The following is a 14,366-nucleotide window of genomic DNA, read 5'->3' as shown; positions in this document are numbered from 1 at the left end:
TTACAGATAGTTATCTATCTTTTTAAAGATTTTAGATAAACAAGACGTGAGGGAGCCGCATATCCCCGATGCCCTAAAAAGGGAGGCTCGGGAATTCTTCAATTTTTTCAAATAGTTAAATATTTTAATGCCACGAAAGGCCGTGGTGCCCGCAACATCCGGTCCGGCCTTAAAAAAGCCGTCGCTCAACCACAATTGTATCCCCGGGCAGGACCGGGACATCGAGAGTCGCACGGTAACGGAGCTTGCCCTCTGCCGTCCGGCGAATGAGGGTGACGGTGGCCGATGCCGCGCGCCGCGTGAAACCGCCACCGATAGCCACCGCCTGACGAATGTCGATGCCGCTTTGATAGGGATAGCTCCCCGGCTTTTTTACCTGGCCTAAAATGAAAAAGGGACGGAAGTTCCGGACTTCGATGCTTACCCTGGGATCGACAATAAATTCCCGGTCAAGACGCGCTTCAATCTGGTGCTGCAATTCCCGGACTGTACGATCCGCTGCGGCTATCTGCCCAAGAAGCGGGAGGGAGATATGGCCGGCGACATCGATCTCAAATTCACCGGAAAGATCCTGATGCCCAAAAACAACGACGTTCAGCTTGTCCCCGGGGCCAAGATAATATTCCGACGCCGAATCCTGGTCCGGCGCTTGCGCCCTAGGGGAAACAACGAAGACCGCCGCCGAAAAAACAACGGCCATCAACAAACAAAGGGTAGCCTGACATGCCCCCATGCCAATTTGCCACCGACCGCACCATCCGGTTTGTTCGAGGCATGCCGTTTTTCTCATGGCGTGCCGCGCTAGAGACGCAGAGTCAAACTTGCTACCCATCGATTGTCCTTAAAGCTCTCACCAACTTCATTTGAATCACGTTTCTCGAAACGGTATTTGAGTTCCGCCACAAAATTCGGACGGGGAATATATTTTGCTCCGAATTGAAATTTGATTGTATCTTCTTCTCGTGAAACGCCTTCGAATTTTTCGTTTTTAAACGCGCCTTCAAGATTAAAAATAAGATTTTCCAGCGGATCATAGTCCATCGCAAGGCCCCATTCCGTCTTCAGAATACCGGTAGCATCAAGAATCGTCGTTTCCTCGACCGATCGCGACAGGCGGCTCGTAAGGGTCATCAGATCCGTCGCATTCCAGATAAAATCACCGCTGAAAGAAATGCCATCGATCGTTTTAAGACGCGTGTCGTCGCGTTTTTGCTGAAGAAAACCGGCACCAAGCTCCAGAAACGTAACGCCCGAAATATCCCAGGAAAACCCGCCCTGCACTTCATAGCCGCCGCCGCTGCGTTGCAGCCCGCTATCGTCAAACGTGTCGTCATATTCAACAATGTTGTACCGGGGTTCGACAAAGAGAGTCGTGCCAACAACAAATTCATAACCGACCCGGAACCGACCCTCATATTCTGCGCGATCCTGATCGTCATTGTTAATTGGCCCAGCATCGTCGAAATCAATAATCTCGGCTTTCCCGACAAGGCGAAAGGAAAAGCGCTCGCCTTTAAAGGCCGCGTTCAAATTATATGTGGTTTCGACATTTTCCGTCAGCGGAACGCCCAGTCCGCTGTCATCGGGCGAGCTTCGCGCCGTATGTGCTTTTGAAAAAGCGATGCCGGCACCTAGCCGCGTCCGTTCCGACAAATCCACCCTGCCCGACGTGCCAAAATTATAATCTTCATAATCTTCGCTGCCGTTTTCGTTAAAGCGGCCGACATTGGCACCCGCACTGAAATTTAGCGCGTGGTTGTCCCAATCCGACTTGACGCGGACGGAAGGCTGGAAGCGAAGAATGCTGTCGGAGCGCACGTCCTCTTCGATGCGAAAAATATTGTCGTCATGTTCCACACCCATTTTGAACTTGGGAAAAATCAGGAAACTGCCCGTCGCAGGATTGGCTGGAATGCCCAGCCGGGCAAGCAAATCCCGTGACTCGACGCCCAGCGGATCGTAATCGGCGCGCGCGCGCTTCGCCACCGAATCCTCTTTTGCTGTCTGGGCAAGAGCCGGGGGAAAACCGATCGCGACAAGCAGCCCCAAAAGGACCGCCCCCACCCGGCGAAGCCCGCCGGGCACACGTCGCCCACGCGCGTTTTCACGTCCGCCGCCACCGTATAAAAAATCGCGAGGCTTCAAATCAGCTGGGGCTTGCGAGCCGCTCATCCTCAAGGATTGGCTCCGGCAGGTCGAGTAGCTCAATTTTTTTCTCATCCCCGGCTTCCGGCACAAGTTCGGCAACGATCTCGGCCACCAGCAAACCAACATCGGCTTCGGCCAGCAGGCGCTTGTCGTCCGAATAGATAGCATCTTCCGCTTCCGGCGGCAGGTCGAGAATGCTTTCCTGGTCCGCCGGTTCGAAAATCGCGCCCGTCAAATAGGTCTGGACGCCGTTGTCATTTTTGGCATTGAAGGCAATCTCAAGCACGTTGCCCGGAATATCGACCTCCAGAATGATAATACCGCCGACGAAGCGGGCAGACGGCGACCCATCTCCCGGATCGAAAACCTCGGCAACCGACCTGCCGCCCTCCTTCAGACGCGCAATCCGCACCCAATCGTCCGGCAAGGCCACCGAAATCGGAATTTCCACCCCGTTCACGATGATTGATGCGCCGAACGGCGCCGTCACAGAGCCGCCTTCGCCAACGGCCTCGGTCATAAGAATAATCCGCCAGCGCCCGGTCTTCGTCATCTTTATCTTGAGTCTGCTCACGCCGAGCAGGCCGTCTGACTGCAACCCGTCCTGGCCCGGACGGCGAATGGCCTGCAGCCCGTCCGCCGTTCCCCCCGTAATGCGGGGATCCTGGTTTGTTACCCGCTCGAACCCTGGGGCCAGATGCCCATCAGCCGGTCCGAAATCCAGTGCGATGACATTGTCCGGCGGCACGAAGCTGTTGCTGGGAGAAAATTCCACAATCTTGGCGCCACCGCCGACATTCGAGACAGCCGCCTGAATGATGCGATCGGCCGCCGTCATCACTGCCGACGCATCTTCGATAAAACCGGCGTCTTTCAATTGCTGCAGCAAAGACTTTGCGCGCGTCTTGATTTCTTCCGTACCGGCGTCGCCCTCGGTAAGCAGGTCGTTCAGGGCCTTCAGACCATCCGATGTGCCGGTTACGGCGCCGACCAGGGCGGCCCGCTCCAAAGCCGATAGTTCAGGTGCCGGCGGCGCAGGGTCCGTCTTGGCTTCCGTCGTGGCTTCCGTGCTCTCTTGGGCGCCAAGGGGCGCGGCGACAAGGAGAACACCGGCAAAAAAGACGGCGGCAACCGCCTGCCGGGGCCAATATCCTGCCCAATCCCTTGCCGTGAAAATTACGCCAGCCATGCCAAAGCCTACCAGAACCGCCGCCGCGCAGGAAATCAAAAAGCTTTCCACACGGCAAAGCGTTTAAAAAAAAGACGTTTTCTCAATAGGTTGCGCCGAATTCGCCCTTTCAAGACAGGGTTCAATCCTCGGCAAAATTCCTTAAGAATTTCCCAACCCACCGCGCCACGCGCACAGCGCCACATAGCCGAAAGGCTTCGGTTTAAGTGTTCGGTTTCTGGATTGTTTCTAAAAAAGCCTCTACCGTGCTTTGGATTAAAATGGTGTGCAGGCAACGTGCCACGCAGAACCGCAACCTAAACAACGTGGTCGAATAGCGTGCCAAGGGACACCGGATTGCACCCACCGCGAAGCGGCGAGGCCAGAGGGAAGGCCGGAGGGACGGGAGACCAAAAGCCGGTCGCCCAGGCCGATCCTTTTTTCAGCGCGCTTCGGGCGCTGGGCATCCACGCCGGAAAACCTCTCGACATCGCCGATTTGCAGGCCCTCTTGCCGCGCCGGCGCGAGGGAGCCACGGCAAAAGACTTCGCGCGCGCGGTCGAACGGCTTGGCTATCGCACAAGAAAAATGCGCGGCCGTCGCACGCATCTGCGCCCGCCTTTTTTGTGCCTGGGCGCCGGGGGTGAGGCAAAAGCCCTACTGCTGGAACGGCGCGGCGATGCTTTTTTCCTGTTCGATCCCGCCACCGGCAAAACCCGAACCGAGCCGCATGGCGACGCACCTGGCGACGCGGAAGACATCCTGCTTCTGACCCCCGCCCCGGACCGATCGGAAACGAGCATGCTTCGCCGACTTATCGGCGGCCGCTTTCGGCGCGTCTTTTTCGAAATTCTGCTGGCCTCTACCATGGTCAATCTTTTTGCCCTGGCAACACCACTTTTCGTCATGACCGTTTACAACAAGGTGATTGCCCAGGCCGCTCTGGACACGTTGAACGTGCTCGTCATCGGCATGTTGACGCTTTATGGCTTCGACGCCGCGCTGCGTGGCATCCGTGGTTACATCGTTAGCCACACTGGCGCCCGCCTCGATGCCATTCTCGGCGGCGAGGCTATGCGTTGCGTCCTCAATCTCCCCTATCGGATTTTAGAGACCGCCCCGGCAGGCCGGATGAACGAGCGCCTGCGCCAGATCGATGCGGTGCGGGATTTTTTCGCCGGGTCGGCGCCAATCCTTCTGGTTGATCACCTTTTTATCCTGCCCTTCCTCGCCGTTCTCTTTTTTCTGAGCCCCCCGCTTGGCACCATTGCCTTGATCGCGCTGCCGATATTCGCGTTGCTTTCCTTTGTCCTGCATCGCATGCAGCGCGGTTTTTACGAGGACCGCTTTCACGCGCTTGCCGCACGCTCATCGGCCTATCTCGAAAGCCTGCGCAACGCCTTAACGGTGAAATCCCTTGGGCTGGAACCGGAAATCGAACGCCGCTTTGAAGAACATGTGGCGGCGACCGCGACAACCGGGTTCCGGGCCGGCAACCTTACGGCCATCGCCAATGCCGCAGGCGCCCTGTTGCAACAGATAACGGCGCTGGCGATCGTCTTTTTCGGCGCCAGACTGGTCATTGATGGCGAGTTAAGCATCGGCGCGCTGGTTGCTGCGAACCTGCTGGCCATGCGCGCCCTGGCGCCTGTACGCCAAACCGTCGCAGCCTGGAACCAGTTGCAGGAAACACGCCACGCCTTTCGCGAATTGGCGGCATTTCTCAAGCCCGCACAGCAAGAGGCGTCCGGCATCGCGCCGGCACCGCCTGCCTTTGCGGGAAGTCTGCGGCTTGAGGGTTTGAGTTTTCGTTACGAGCCCGATGCGGCCCCGGTTCTCGACCGCATCCAGCTTGAACTCCCAAAGGAAAGCATCGTTGCAATCGTCGGTCCGGCAGGGTCCGGGAAGAGCACCCTTGCAAAACTTCTACAGGGACTTTACGCGCCCTCAGAAGGACGCATCCTCATCGACGAAACCGATATCGCCCATCTCTCACCAGCGGCGCTGCACCGGCAAATCGGCTCGGTGCCTCAGGAAAATCAGATTTTTTCCGGCTCGGTTCGTGACAACCTTCTCTTCGGCCTTCGCGGCGTGCCAATGAAACGCGCCGTCACGGCCGCAAAATTCGTCGGCGCCCACGGGTTCATCCAGCGCCTTGCCAAGGGCTACGACACACGCCTTGGCGAGAACGGGCAGAACCTTTCCGCCGGGCAAACGCAGATGATCTGCGTCGCACGCGCGCTTGTGCGGAATCCAAAAATTCTTCTTCTCGACGAGGCGACAAACGCCCTCGACCCGGCCGCCGAAAAAGCCCTGCTTCGCAAACTTCGTCAAACGGCAAAAGGGCACAGCATCCTGCTGCTGACGAACCGCCTGACGCCCGCGTCGATTGCCGATTACATCGCCCTTCTTGTCGATGGGCGGATCGAAGGTTTTGGCCCGCGCGCAGAAATGATCGACGTGGTGCGCGAACGTCTGGCGACCTTGGCAAAGGAAACGTCATCATGAAGCGGCGCTGGCGCAATTTTTCCGAATTTCATCCCGCGTCCGTGGCGGCCTTCGATGCCGAACCCGCGCCGCTGGCGCGTGCGCTTCTTTTTACAATTGCCCTGTTTTTCGGCATCGCCCTGGTCTGGGCAAGCCTTGGCACCGTCGAACAAATGGCCAATGCGTCCGGTGTCGTGCGGCCTTTTGGCCGGATCAAAACCATCAACCACCTGGAGGGGGGGCGCGTCGCTGCCATCCATGTTCGCGAAGGCGACACCGTCAAACGCGGACAGCTTCTTCTCGAACTCGACGCCGCCGCCCTGGATGAAGAAAGCGCACATCTAACGGATCAGTGGCAAAATCTTGTCGCTGAAATCGCCCGCCTTGAGGCGGAAGCCGACGGCGCAAAGCCGAAATTCGATGCCACCCTGGCCGACGCGCGCCCCGATCTTACCCGCGCGCAAAGCCGTCTTTTCAATTCCCATTTGCAGGCCCTGAAAAGCGAACGGCAAATCGCCGAACGCATCATCGAACAGCGCTATAGCGACGTGAAAATCCTGGCACGAAAGAGAGTGGAAACGAGGGGCAGCCTTGCCATCCTGAAAGAACAGGAAACGGCCGTCGGCGAACTTGCCGGAAAAGGCTATTTTCCGAAATTGCGCTACCTTTCCATTCAACGCCAACGGGCCGAGGCGGAAGGTGCCGTAGCAAAAACCGGGGAAGAATTAATCGCCGCCTTCGCAGCCCTGGCGGAGGCGAAAGAGCGCCGCAAAAGCCTGGATCATAAACAGCACGCCGATGCCCTGGACCAATTGGCCACCACCCAGAAAAAGCACGACCAGACCTTCCGCACCCTGACGCAATTAAAAGCCCGGCGAAAATCCCTGAGGATTGCCGCACCGGTCGCCGGCATCATTCAAAATCTGCATGTCACCAGCGTCGGCCAGGCAATTGGAAAAAACGAGCCCCTGATGAACCTTGTGCCGACGACGGACCGCCTCATCATCGAGGCCCGGGTGCAAAACCAGGACATCGGCTATGTCTCGGTCGGACAAAAGGCGCGGATAAAATTCCGCACCTATGATTTCCTTCGTTACGGAAGCCTTGACGGCATCGTCGAACAAGTGGCGGCAACCGCCCTGGTGCCGCCGGACGGGGGCGCTTCCTATTTTCCCGTCGTCATTCGCACGTCGCGGAACTATCTCGGCAATCGGCCGGAGGAAAGACCTGTGCAGCCCGGCATGGAAGCGGATGTCGATTTGAAGATCGGGAAGAAGACGTTTCTCTCCTACCTTACGGATCGGATTTTTCGGACCCAGGCCTTTCAGGAACCCTAACGACAAGCCCGCGTTGGATCATGTCGTCGAGGGCGGTGGTAATATCGTCCGCAATTTTCCGATGCCCCACATCTGGAAAGGCTTGCGAATAGATGCTAAAAATGGCTTCGCGGTCATGGGGCATTTCCAAAAGCCGCCAGATTCCGCTGGTAACGGCGTCTAAATAATAGACGTCCTGCCCCTCCGGCTCGACCAGGAAAAGGTCGGATTCAACCGCCGTGGTGCTGACCGCCGGATTGCGCAAATAGCATTTGGCCTCTGTCGCCATGATCCCTCCGCTGGGACTATGAAACCCCGGCCCCCGACTGGCAAGGCTGGAAATCCCCCTTGCCAGAACGGTCGCAGAATTGATTACTTACAGGATGATGAAAACAGCCATCGAGGTCGAAGGCCTCACAAAATATTATGGCGGCATTTGCGCCATTGACGGCATCGACTTCACCGTGGAATGCGGCACCACGATGGGCCTGCTTGGCAGCAACGGTGCCGGCAAGACGACGACCCTGGCCATCCTGCTTGGCCTGCTTCTGCCGACCCGTGGCCGGGTACGCGTTCTTGGCACCGACATGGCAAAACATCGCTACCGCGTGCTGCCAAGGATGAATTTTTCCTCACCTTACGTCGATTTGCCGCGCCGGCTCACCGCCGCCGAGAATTTGAAGGTCTATGCCCGGCTCTACGGCGTTGAAAATGCCGGCGAACGCATTGCAACCCTTGCCCAGGACCTTGATCTTGGCGATTTTCTGCACCGACCCATCGGCAGCCTTTCTTCCGGCCAACGCACACGCGTCGCCCTTGCAAAGGCCATGTTAAACACGCCCGCCCTTCTGCTTCTTGATGAGCCGACCGCCTCCCTCGACCCGGATACGGCGGATTGGGTACGCGGCTATCTGGAACGTTACCGCAGGGAGACAAACGCAACCATCCTGCTTGCCTCGCACAACATGGCCGAGGTGGAGCGGCTCTGCGACAGGACCATCATGTTGCAAAATGGGCGCATCGTCGATCAGGGAAGCCCCAAGGCACTGATCGAACGCTATGGCGCGGGCGGCCTTGAAGAAGTGTTCCTGAAAATCGCGCGTGACAAATGCGCGCCGCCACGCAACGCATGATGGCGTCCGGCCCCTCCTTTTCGTGGCAGCGCATCACGGCTCTTTTGCTTCGCTATCTCTATCTGCTGCGCGGTTCCTGGCCACGCGTTCTGGAGCTTGCCTATTGGCCAACGGTGCAGATGGTCCTCTGGGGACTGATTACCCAGTTTTTTCTGACGCATAGTTCCTGGCTGATGCAGGCCAGCGGCGCGTTGATTGCCGCCGTGCTTTTGTGGGACGTGCTGTTCCGAAGCCAGATCGGCGTTTCAATTTCCTTTCTCGAAGAAATGTGGTCGCGCAATCTGGGCCAGCTTTTCGTCAGCCCACTGCGTCCCTGGGAATTCATCGCCTCGCTTCTGATGACAAGCCTGCTGCGCACGCTGATCGGCGTTATCCCAGCGGCCTTTCTGGCAAGCCTGCTGTACCACTATTCCATCTTCGATCTGGGGCTGCCCCTGCTTGCCTTCTTTGTGAATTTGCTGGTCATGGGCTGGGCCATCGGCCTGCTTGTCTCGGCCATCATCCTTCGCTATGGGCTCGGCGCGGAAAGCCTTGCCTGGCTGGCGATTTTCGCGATTGCGCCTTTAAGCGGCATTTACTATCCGGTCGCGGTGCTGCCGGACTGGCTGGAACCACTGGCCTACGCGCTTCCCTCCTCCCACGTCTTCGAAGGCATGCGGGCCGTGATGTTCGACAAATCTTTCCGTTGGGATCACCTTGCCTGGGCAATCGGCCTAAACATGTTCTACCTCGGCGGCAGCATCGCCGTTTTTCTTGCCGCCTTCCGCATTGCGCGCATTCGCGGCCTGCTTCTTCAAATCGGCGAATAAGCGGGTGAAATTGTAGGATCGGAAAAACTGCCCTATAACGGGGCTAGACAACTTAAGGGTGGAATGGACAACGCCTTGCTATTACCTGTTTTTTACAGCCTGAGGCAGCGATGACCCAAACCACCCGCTGGTGGTGGGTGCGCCACGCCAAGGCCCTTGGTCACGATGGCCGCGTTTATGGAAGCACAATCGACGTCGCCGTCGACACCGAAAACCCTGCGCCCTTCCGCGCGCTGGCGGAACATTTGCCACAAAACGCGGTCCTTGTGCGAACCGCCCTGCGCCGCACCAAGCAAACAGCGGATGCCATTTGCGCCCAGGGGTTTCAGCCCGCATGCGCGCACATTGCCAAAACGATGGGCGAACTTAGCTTTGGTGACTGGCAGGGCCTGACCTACGAAAAAATCCGCGACATCAGCGGCGGCCATCCGGTCTGGTTTACCCCCCTCGACGTGACCCCGCCAAACGGCGAAAGCTTTTTCCAGATGCGCGCACGCGTGATTGCCGGCATCGAAAAACTGACCGGGGAATATGCGGGCCGCGACATCGTCTCCATCTCCCATGGCGGGCCGATCCGTGCCGCCATCGGGCATGCCCTTGGCCTGGCGCCGGAACGTTCCGTTTACTTTCGCATTGAAAACCTTTCCCTTACGCAAATGGAATTCCGCCACGACGCCAACCCTAAAAATGGCAGCTGGCATATTGGCTGCGTCAACAAAAAACCCGACGCCCTTGCCCATCATGGCGTCCCCTGAAAATTTTTCCCCGTAGCCCGGAGGGCGATCCAATGCCAAAAAATATTTTCTTATTGCCCGTGTTTCTTTTTGTGTTCGCGATCTTCACTGCGGGTGCCCCCCCGGCAAAAGCGGAATCCGATCAGCAAGAACTGATCGACAACGCCAAATACACGGTGGCGCGCATACTGGAAGATAAATTATTCTCGCAAGTGCCGAAATATCTGGAAAAGGCAAAGGCAGTCCTGATTGTGCCTTCCCTGTTCAAGGCCGGCTTCTTTTTCGGGGCCGAGGGGGGCAACGGCGTGCTTCTTGTCAAGAACGCGGCGGGCGAGTGGAGCGACCCCGCCTTCTACACGATGGCCGGTGCCAGCTTTGGGCTGCAATTCGGCGCGCAGGATGCCGAGGTGCTGCTGATCGTGCTGACAGATGGGGGGCTTGATTCCGTTCTCAATTCGAAAGTAAAGCTTGGCGCCGATGCCAGCTTTGCCGTGGGGCCGGTGGGGGCCGGCATCGAAGGCGCCACAACAACCAATCTTAACGCCGACATCATCGCCTTTTCCCGCGCGGTCGGGCTGTTTGGCGGCGTCGCCGGTGAAGGCACCGTAATCTATGCACGCGATGCCTGGAACAAGCTCTATTACGGCGAAGACGCGACGCCTAAAAAAATTGTTCTGGAGAATACCGCCAGCAACGCCGGTGCGAACGCGCTGCGGGGCACCCTTGCCGGAAAATAGCGTCCGGCGCGTTCCGGCCCTGATGGTCCAGGGAACCGGGTCGGATGTCGGCAAAACGCTTCTCGTCGCCGGGCTTTGCCGCGTCTTTGCCCGGCGCGGGCTAAACGTTCAGCCCTTCAAGCCGCAGAACATGTCGAACAACGCCGCCGTCACGGTCGAGGACGGCGAGATCGGACGCGCCCAGGCGTTGCAGGCGCGCGCCGCAGGCATCCCCCCCAGCGTTCACATGAACCCGGTTCTCCTGAAGCCGGAAACGGACACCGGCGCCCAGATCGTTATTCAGGGAAAAATTGCCGGCCACGCGGAGGCCCGCGCCTATCAGGAAAAAAAGCCGGACCTTTTGCCATTCGTGCTGGAAAGTTTTGCCAAACTCTCCAGAGAGGCCGATCTTATCCTGGTTGAAGGGGCGGGCAGCCCGGCCGAGGTAAATTTGCGCCACGGCGACATCGCCAACATGGGATTCGCCGAAGCCGCCGATGTGCCGGTCGTGCTGGTCGGCGACATTGAGCGCGGCGGCGTGATCGCCGCCATCGTCGGCACAAACGACGTCATCACGCCATCGGAACGGAACCGTATCCAGGGATTTATCGTCAACAAATTCCGCGGCGATGTGACGCTGTTCGACGATGGCGTTGCCATTATCGAAGCGCGCACACACTGGCCGTGTTTTGGTATCGTCCCCTTTTTTTCCGCGGCCAAAAGACTGCCGGCGGAAGATGCCCTGCCCTTAAGCGTCTACCGGGAAAGCGAGGGGAAGCGCATCCGCATTCTCGTGCCCGTGCTGCCACGGATGGCCAATTTCGACGATTTCGATCCGCTTCTCGCCGAGCCCGATGTCAGCCTTGAAATCGTGCCGCCGGGAGCCCCCCTGCCAAAGGGCGCCGATCTTGTCATTCTTGGCGGCACAAAATCGATCCTGGCCGATTTGCGTTTCCTGCGCGCCCAGGGCTGGGAAGAAGACCTGCACGCCCATTACGCCCATGGCGGCAAAATTCTTGGCATCTGCGGCGGCTATCAGATGTTGGGCCGGCACGTCCACGACCCCCACGCCATGGAAGGCGAAGGCGGGGACGCACCCGGGCTTGGCTTCCTCGATTGCGAAACCGTGCTGGATCGCGAAAAACGGCTGCATGCCATTGCCGGCATTGAAATCGCCAGCGGTGAGGCGGTCCAGGGCTATGAAATGCATCTCGGCATCTCGAAGGGGGACGCCCTTGCACGCCCCGTCTTCAAGCTGGATGGCCAGCCGGAAGGGGCTCAATCCGCAGACGGGCAAATCTTCGGCACCTATCTTCACGGCCTGTTTTCCGCAGATTCGTTCCGCCACGCTTTTCTCAACCGCATCCGGCCAAGGGAACGAAGCCGCGTAAATTACGAACGCCAAATCGATCAGACCCTGAACCAGCTGGCCGACCACCTCGAAGCAAATCTCGACATTGAGAGGCTGTACGCCATTGCAACGGCACGTTGCTGAAACAATCAGACGGCGGCGACTGAAACGGCGGTGACTTAAACGACGAGGACTCAGACGGCGAGGGCTCAGACGGCGAGGGCTCAGACGGCGATGGCAAGGGCCGCCATCAGGCCAAAAAGAAGAAAGGCCGCCACGGCGAAAAGGTAAAGGGCTTGGTGAAGGTCTAAAACGCCGGCGCGCGCGCGGCCGCTACCAACCCAAGACGCGCCCGGCCGGCCCTCCTTCCCGGACCCCGGGCCACCCAGTGCCAAATCCAGCGCGCCGGCCATGGCAGCTACGGGCCAGCCGGCATGAAGATCAAACGCACCGCCCCCTTCGCCCTTCAACACGCGAAAGCCTTGGACCGGTTTTGCTCTCGGCGTGAAGATCGCCGCCGCCACCAGAAAAAGTCCCGCCAGACGAACGGGAATCAGGCAAAGGGCGGCATCGAACCGCCGGGGAACAAAACCAAAGGCCAGATGGCGGGCGGAGCCATCGCCAAGGCGCTGGCCAAGCACGCGCGCCGCGCGCGCAAGAAACACACCCGGAAGGCCTAAAAGGATAAACCAGAAAATGGGGGCGACGACATCCTTGCCAAAACGCATTGCCAGGTTTTCGATACCAAGGCGGGCATAGCGATGCCGATCGCCCTTCGTCACGCCCGCCAGAAAAGGAAACGCGGCGGGCAAAAAACGCTCCCCTTTAAGAGCGCGGGCAAGGGACCGGCCTTCGTCGAAAACCGGCCGCAAAGGAATGAGAACGGCGAGAAGCAGGATTTCAATCGACCGCCCGAACGCCGCCCGCGCCGCAAAATCGAGAAGGACCACGCCAAGAACGACGGCAAGACCCCCCAGCACAAAGACGACAAGCCCGCCACGAAGGATACGGTTCCGTTCGCTGCGCTTCGCCCGGTTGAGGCGGCGGTCGAACCCGTCTGCCAGGCGTCCGAAAAGAACTTCCGGATGGAACGACCGGAGAAAGGAAAACCAGCGGCCACCGAAAAGCGCATTGACGGCCAACGCAATCAGCAGAAAAAACAGGGAATCGGGACTGTTCCCGAAAAGAACCATTGGCATGAGGTAACATGGGCTGCCGCCACCACAACGTCAATGCCGCGACGTCAATGCCGCGACGCCAATGCCGCAACGGGCCCTACAGAAACAACGCCCCCACAAATCGGGACAAATCGTGACGCCATGAACAAAAAACCTGCCATTTTTCTCTGCGGTCACGGCAGCCGGAATTGCGAAGCCCTTAAGGAATTTCATGCGCTCGTCGCCCGGCTGCGTAACCGTCTTCCCGATCGCCAGATCGGCTACGGCTTTCTTGAATTTGCCGAGCCAACCATCGCCCAAGGCCTGGAAAATCTGCGCGCCCAAGGCGCCCGGGAAATCCATGCCGTGGCGCTGACGCTTTTCGAAGGCAAGCATGCCGCAAAAGACATTCCCGCCCTTCTTCGCGATTTCGGCGCGAGCCACCCAGACCTCCGGCTGCACTATGGCGGCGGTTTGGGCGGCGGTTTGGGCGGCGGTTTGGGCAGCGGATTGGGTGGCGGCCTTAACAGTGACGAAAAAATTCTCGCCATCGTCGATAGCCGCATTTGTGAGGCCGAAGCCGGGGCCAAACCTGTAAAGCGGGCGGAAAGTTTTCTTCTTCTCGTCGCCCGTGGCACGGCAACGGAACGGGCCGGAGAAATTTACCAAAAAATGGCCGCCCGTCTTCAGGAAAGCCATGGCTTTATGGGCGCGCTCGCCGCTTTCAGCGGGCTGACCGAGCCTTCCGTGGCGGCGGGCCTGGAAATTGCGAGGCAGACCGGGGCCGCCCGAATTCTGGTCGTTCCTTGTTTTCTGTTTTCAGGTAACTTATTGAAAGACCTGCATAAAGAGGTCGCAGCCGCCACCGCAGACGCACAAACAGAATTTCTGGTTGCGACCCATCTCGCAGGCCACCCCCTTCTTGAAGATGCCCTGATGGAACGAATTTTGGAAAAGCCGTCCGATTGCGCGCGCGCCTAAAGCCGCCCGCCAAGCTGCTTAACAGGCGTATGGCCGCCAATTGCCCGGCCTCTTCTGCGATCGCGCGCGCCGTCTGGCCGGCGTGGTTTCGACGATTGACCACAGCACCCGCAAAAAGCAGCTGGCGAAGAACCCTCGTCTGGCCCGAGGCGGCGGCCCAAAAAAGCGCTGTCTCGCCATTCCCATCCCGGACATCAACGCGCGCACCATGTGCAAGGAGCAACCCAACGCCTTCTTGAAAGCCCAGCCACGCGGCCATCATGAGAGGTGTCACGCGGCCATCATAGTCCGCCGCCTGCACGTTCGGGTCCGCGCCCGCATCCAGCATGGCGCGCATCAGCGGCCCATCCCCAAGAAACGCTACCC

12 protein-coding genes and 2 pseudogenes are annotated in these 14,366 nt (G+C 58.8%); 10 read left to right on the top strand and 4 right to left on the bottom strand.

The features are described 5' to 3' along the window. Positions 1-127: 127 nt before the first annotated feature. Positions 128-385, top strand: coding sequence for a hypothetical protein (locus COA65_01995; protein ID PCJ61017.1), 258 nt, complete (start codon positions 128-130; stop codon positions 383-385). Between the two features lie 24 nt (positions 386-409). Here the strand turns inward: COA65_01995 and COA65_01990 are convergent. Continuing rightward, positions 410-832, bottom strand: a pseudogene (locus COA65_01990) (hypothetical protein). Continuing rightward, positions 802-2,316 carry a hypothetical protein gene (locus tag COA65_01985; GenBank protein ID PCJ61016.1) on the bottom strand — a complete coding sequence of 505 codons (1,515 nt, stop codon included), beginning with the start codon at positions 2,314-2,316 and terminating at the stop codon, positions 802-804. The pseudogene COA65_01990 and the gene COA65_01985 overlap by 31 nt, the downstream one beginning before the upstream one ends. 1,357 nt (positions 2,317-3,673) lie before the next feature. Between COA65_01985 and COA65_01980 the strand changes: the two genes are divergently transcribed. Both COA65_01980 and COA65_01975 read left to right on the top strand, forming a co-directional pair. Further along, positions 3,674-5,824: a hypothetical protein gene (locus COA65_01980; GenBank protein ID PCJ61015.1), complete on the top strand. Its 2,151-nt coding sequence runs from the start codon at positions 3,674-3,676 to the stop codon at positions 5,822-5,824. Next, positions 5,821-7,140, top strand: a complete 1,320-nt coding sequence (locus COA65_01975) for a hypothetical protein (GenBank protein ID PCJ61014.1) — start codon at positions 5,821-5,823, stop codon at positions 7,138-7,140. Before COA65_01980 ends, COA65_01975 begins: the two co-directional genes overlap by 4 nt. Here COA65_01975 and COA65_01970 read toward each other — a convergent pair. After that, on the bottom strand, positions 7,097-7,408 hold the full coding sequence (locus tag COA65_01970) for a hypothetical protein (protein PCJ61013.1): 312 nt from the start codon (positions 7,406-7,408) through the stop codon (positions 7,097-7,099). The two genes, COA65_01975 and COA65_01970, sit on opposite strands and share 44 nt — an antisense overlap. Before the next feature lie 94 nt (positions 7,409-7,502). Between COA65_01970 and COA65_01965 the strand changes: the two genes are divergently transcribed. The 5 genes from COA65_01965 to COA65_01945 all read left to right on the top strand — a co-directional run bounded on the left by COA65_01965 (position 7,503) and on the right by COA65_01945 (position 12,006). Then, complete coding sequence (locus tag COA65_01965) at positions 7,503-8,252, top strand: ABC transporter (protein PCJ61012.1); 750 nt, start codon at positions 7,503-7,505, stop codon at positions 8,250-8,252. Continuing rightward, on the top strand, positions 8,249-9,061 hold the full coding sequence (locus COA65_01960) for an ABC transporter (protein PCJ61172.1): 813 nt from the start codon (positions 8,249-8,251) through the stop codon (positions 9,059-9,061). Before COA65_01965 ends, COA65_01960 begins: the two co-directional genes overlap by 4 nt. A 110-nt stretch (positions 9,062-9,171) precedes the next feature. Next, positions 9,172-9,816 (top strand): histidine phosphatase family protein, encoded by a 645-nt coding sequence (locus tag COA65_01955; protein PCJ61011.1) that lies wholly within the window; start codon positions 9,172-9,174, stop codon positions 9,814-9,816. Between the two features lie 32 nt (positions 9,817-9,848). Next, the gene (locus COA65_01950; protein ID PCJ61010.1) at positions 9,849-10,532 is read left to right on the top strand and encodes a hypothetical protein; all 684 of its coding nucleotides are present in this window, start codon (positions 9,849-9,851) and stop codon (positions 10,530-10,532) included. 22 nt (positions 10,533-10,554) lie between these two features. Further along, positions 10,555-12,006 carry a cobyric acid synthase CobQ gene (locus COA65_01945; GenBank protein PCJ61171.1) on the top strand — a complete coding sequence of 484 codons (1,452 nt, stop codon included), beginning with the start codon at positions 10,555-10,557 and terminating at the stop codon, positions 12,004-12,006. 80 nt (positions 12,007-12,086) lie between these two features. Here COA65_01945 and COA65_01940 read toward each other — a convergent pair whose 3' ends face one another. Continuing rightward, on the bottom strand, positions 12,087-13,061 hold the full coding sequence (locus COA65_01940; GenBank protein ID PCJ61009.1) for a hypothetical protein: 975 nt from the start codon (positions 13,059-13,061) through the stop codon (positions 12,087-12,089). On the opposite strand from COA65_01940, the pseudogene COA65_01935 reads away from it, so the two are divergent. Next, positions 12,948-13,499: pseudogene (locus COA65_01935) on the top strand (hypothetical protein). The gene COA65_01940 and the pseudogene COA65_01935 sit on opposite strands and share 114 nt — an antisense overlap. Positions 13,500-13,691: 192 nt before the next feature. Further along, positions 13,692-14,000, top strand: coding sequence for a hypothetical protein (locus tag COA65_01930; protein PCJ61170.1), 309 nt, complete (start codon positions 13,692-13,694; stop codon positions 13,998-14,000). Positions 14,001-14,366: the final 366 nt, after the last annotated feature.

The organism is Rhodospirillaceae bacterium (assembly GCA_002746255.1).
Classification (GTDB): Bacteria; Pseudomonadota; Alphaproteobacteria.
The sequence above is the reverse complement of the archived record's forward strand: the minus strand, read 5'-3'. Positions and strand labels throughout refer to the sequence as shown.

Coding starts and splice junctions, on each gene's coding strand:
- COA65_01995 (PCJ61017.1), top strand. CDS start 128: ATGCCACGAAAGGCCGTGGTGCCCGCAACATCCGGTCCGGCCTTAAAA.
- COA65_01985 (PCJ61016.1), bottom strand. CDS start 2,316: ATGCTATCTATTCGGACGACAAGCGCCTGCTGGCCGAAGCCGATGTTG.
- COA65_01975 (PCJ61014.1), top strand. CDS start 5,821: ATGAAGCGGCGCTGGCGCAATTTTTCCGAATTTCATCCCGCGTCCGTG.
- COA65_01970 (PCJ61013.1), bottom strand. CDS start 7,408: ATGGCGACAGAGGCCAAATGCTATTTGCGCAATCCGGCGGTCAGCACC.
- COA65_01965 (PCJ61012.1), top strand. CDS start 7,503: ATGATGAAAACAGCCATCGAGGTCGAAGGCCTCACAAAATATTATGGC.
- COA65_01960 (PCJ61172.1), top strand. CDS start 8,249: ATGATGGCGTCCGGCCCCTCCTTTTCGTGGCAGCGCATCACGGCTCTT.
- COA65_01955 (PCJ61011.1), top strand. CDS start 9,172: ATGACCCAAACCACCCGCTGGTGGTGGGTGCGCCACGCCAAGGCCCTT.
- COA65_01950 (PCJ61010.1), top strand. CDS start 9,849: ATGCCAAAAAATATTTTCTTATTGCCCGTGTTTCTTTTTGTGTTCGCG.
- COA65_01945 (PCJ61171.1), top strand. CDS start 10,555: ATGGTCCAGGGAACCGGGTCGGATGTCGGCAAAACGCTTCTCGTCGCC.
- COA65_01940 (PCJ61009.1), bottom strand. CDS start 13,061: ATGCCAATGGTTCTTTTCGGGAACAGTCCCGATTCCCTGTTTTTTCTG.
- COA65_01930 (PCJ61170.1), top strand. CDS start 13,692: ATGGCCGCCCGTCTTCAGGAAAGCCATGGCTTTATGGGCGCGCTCGCC.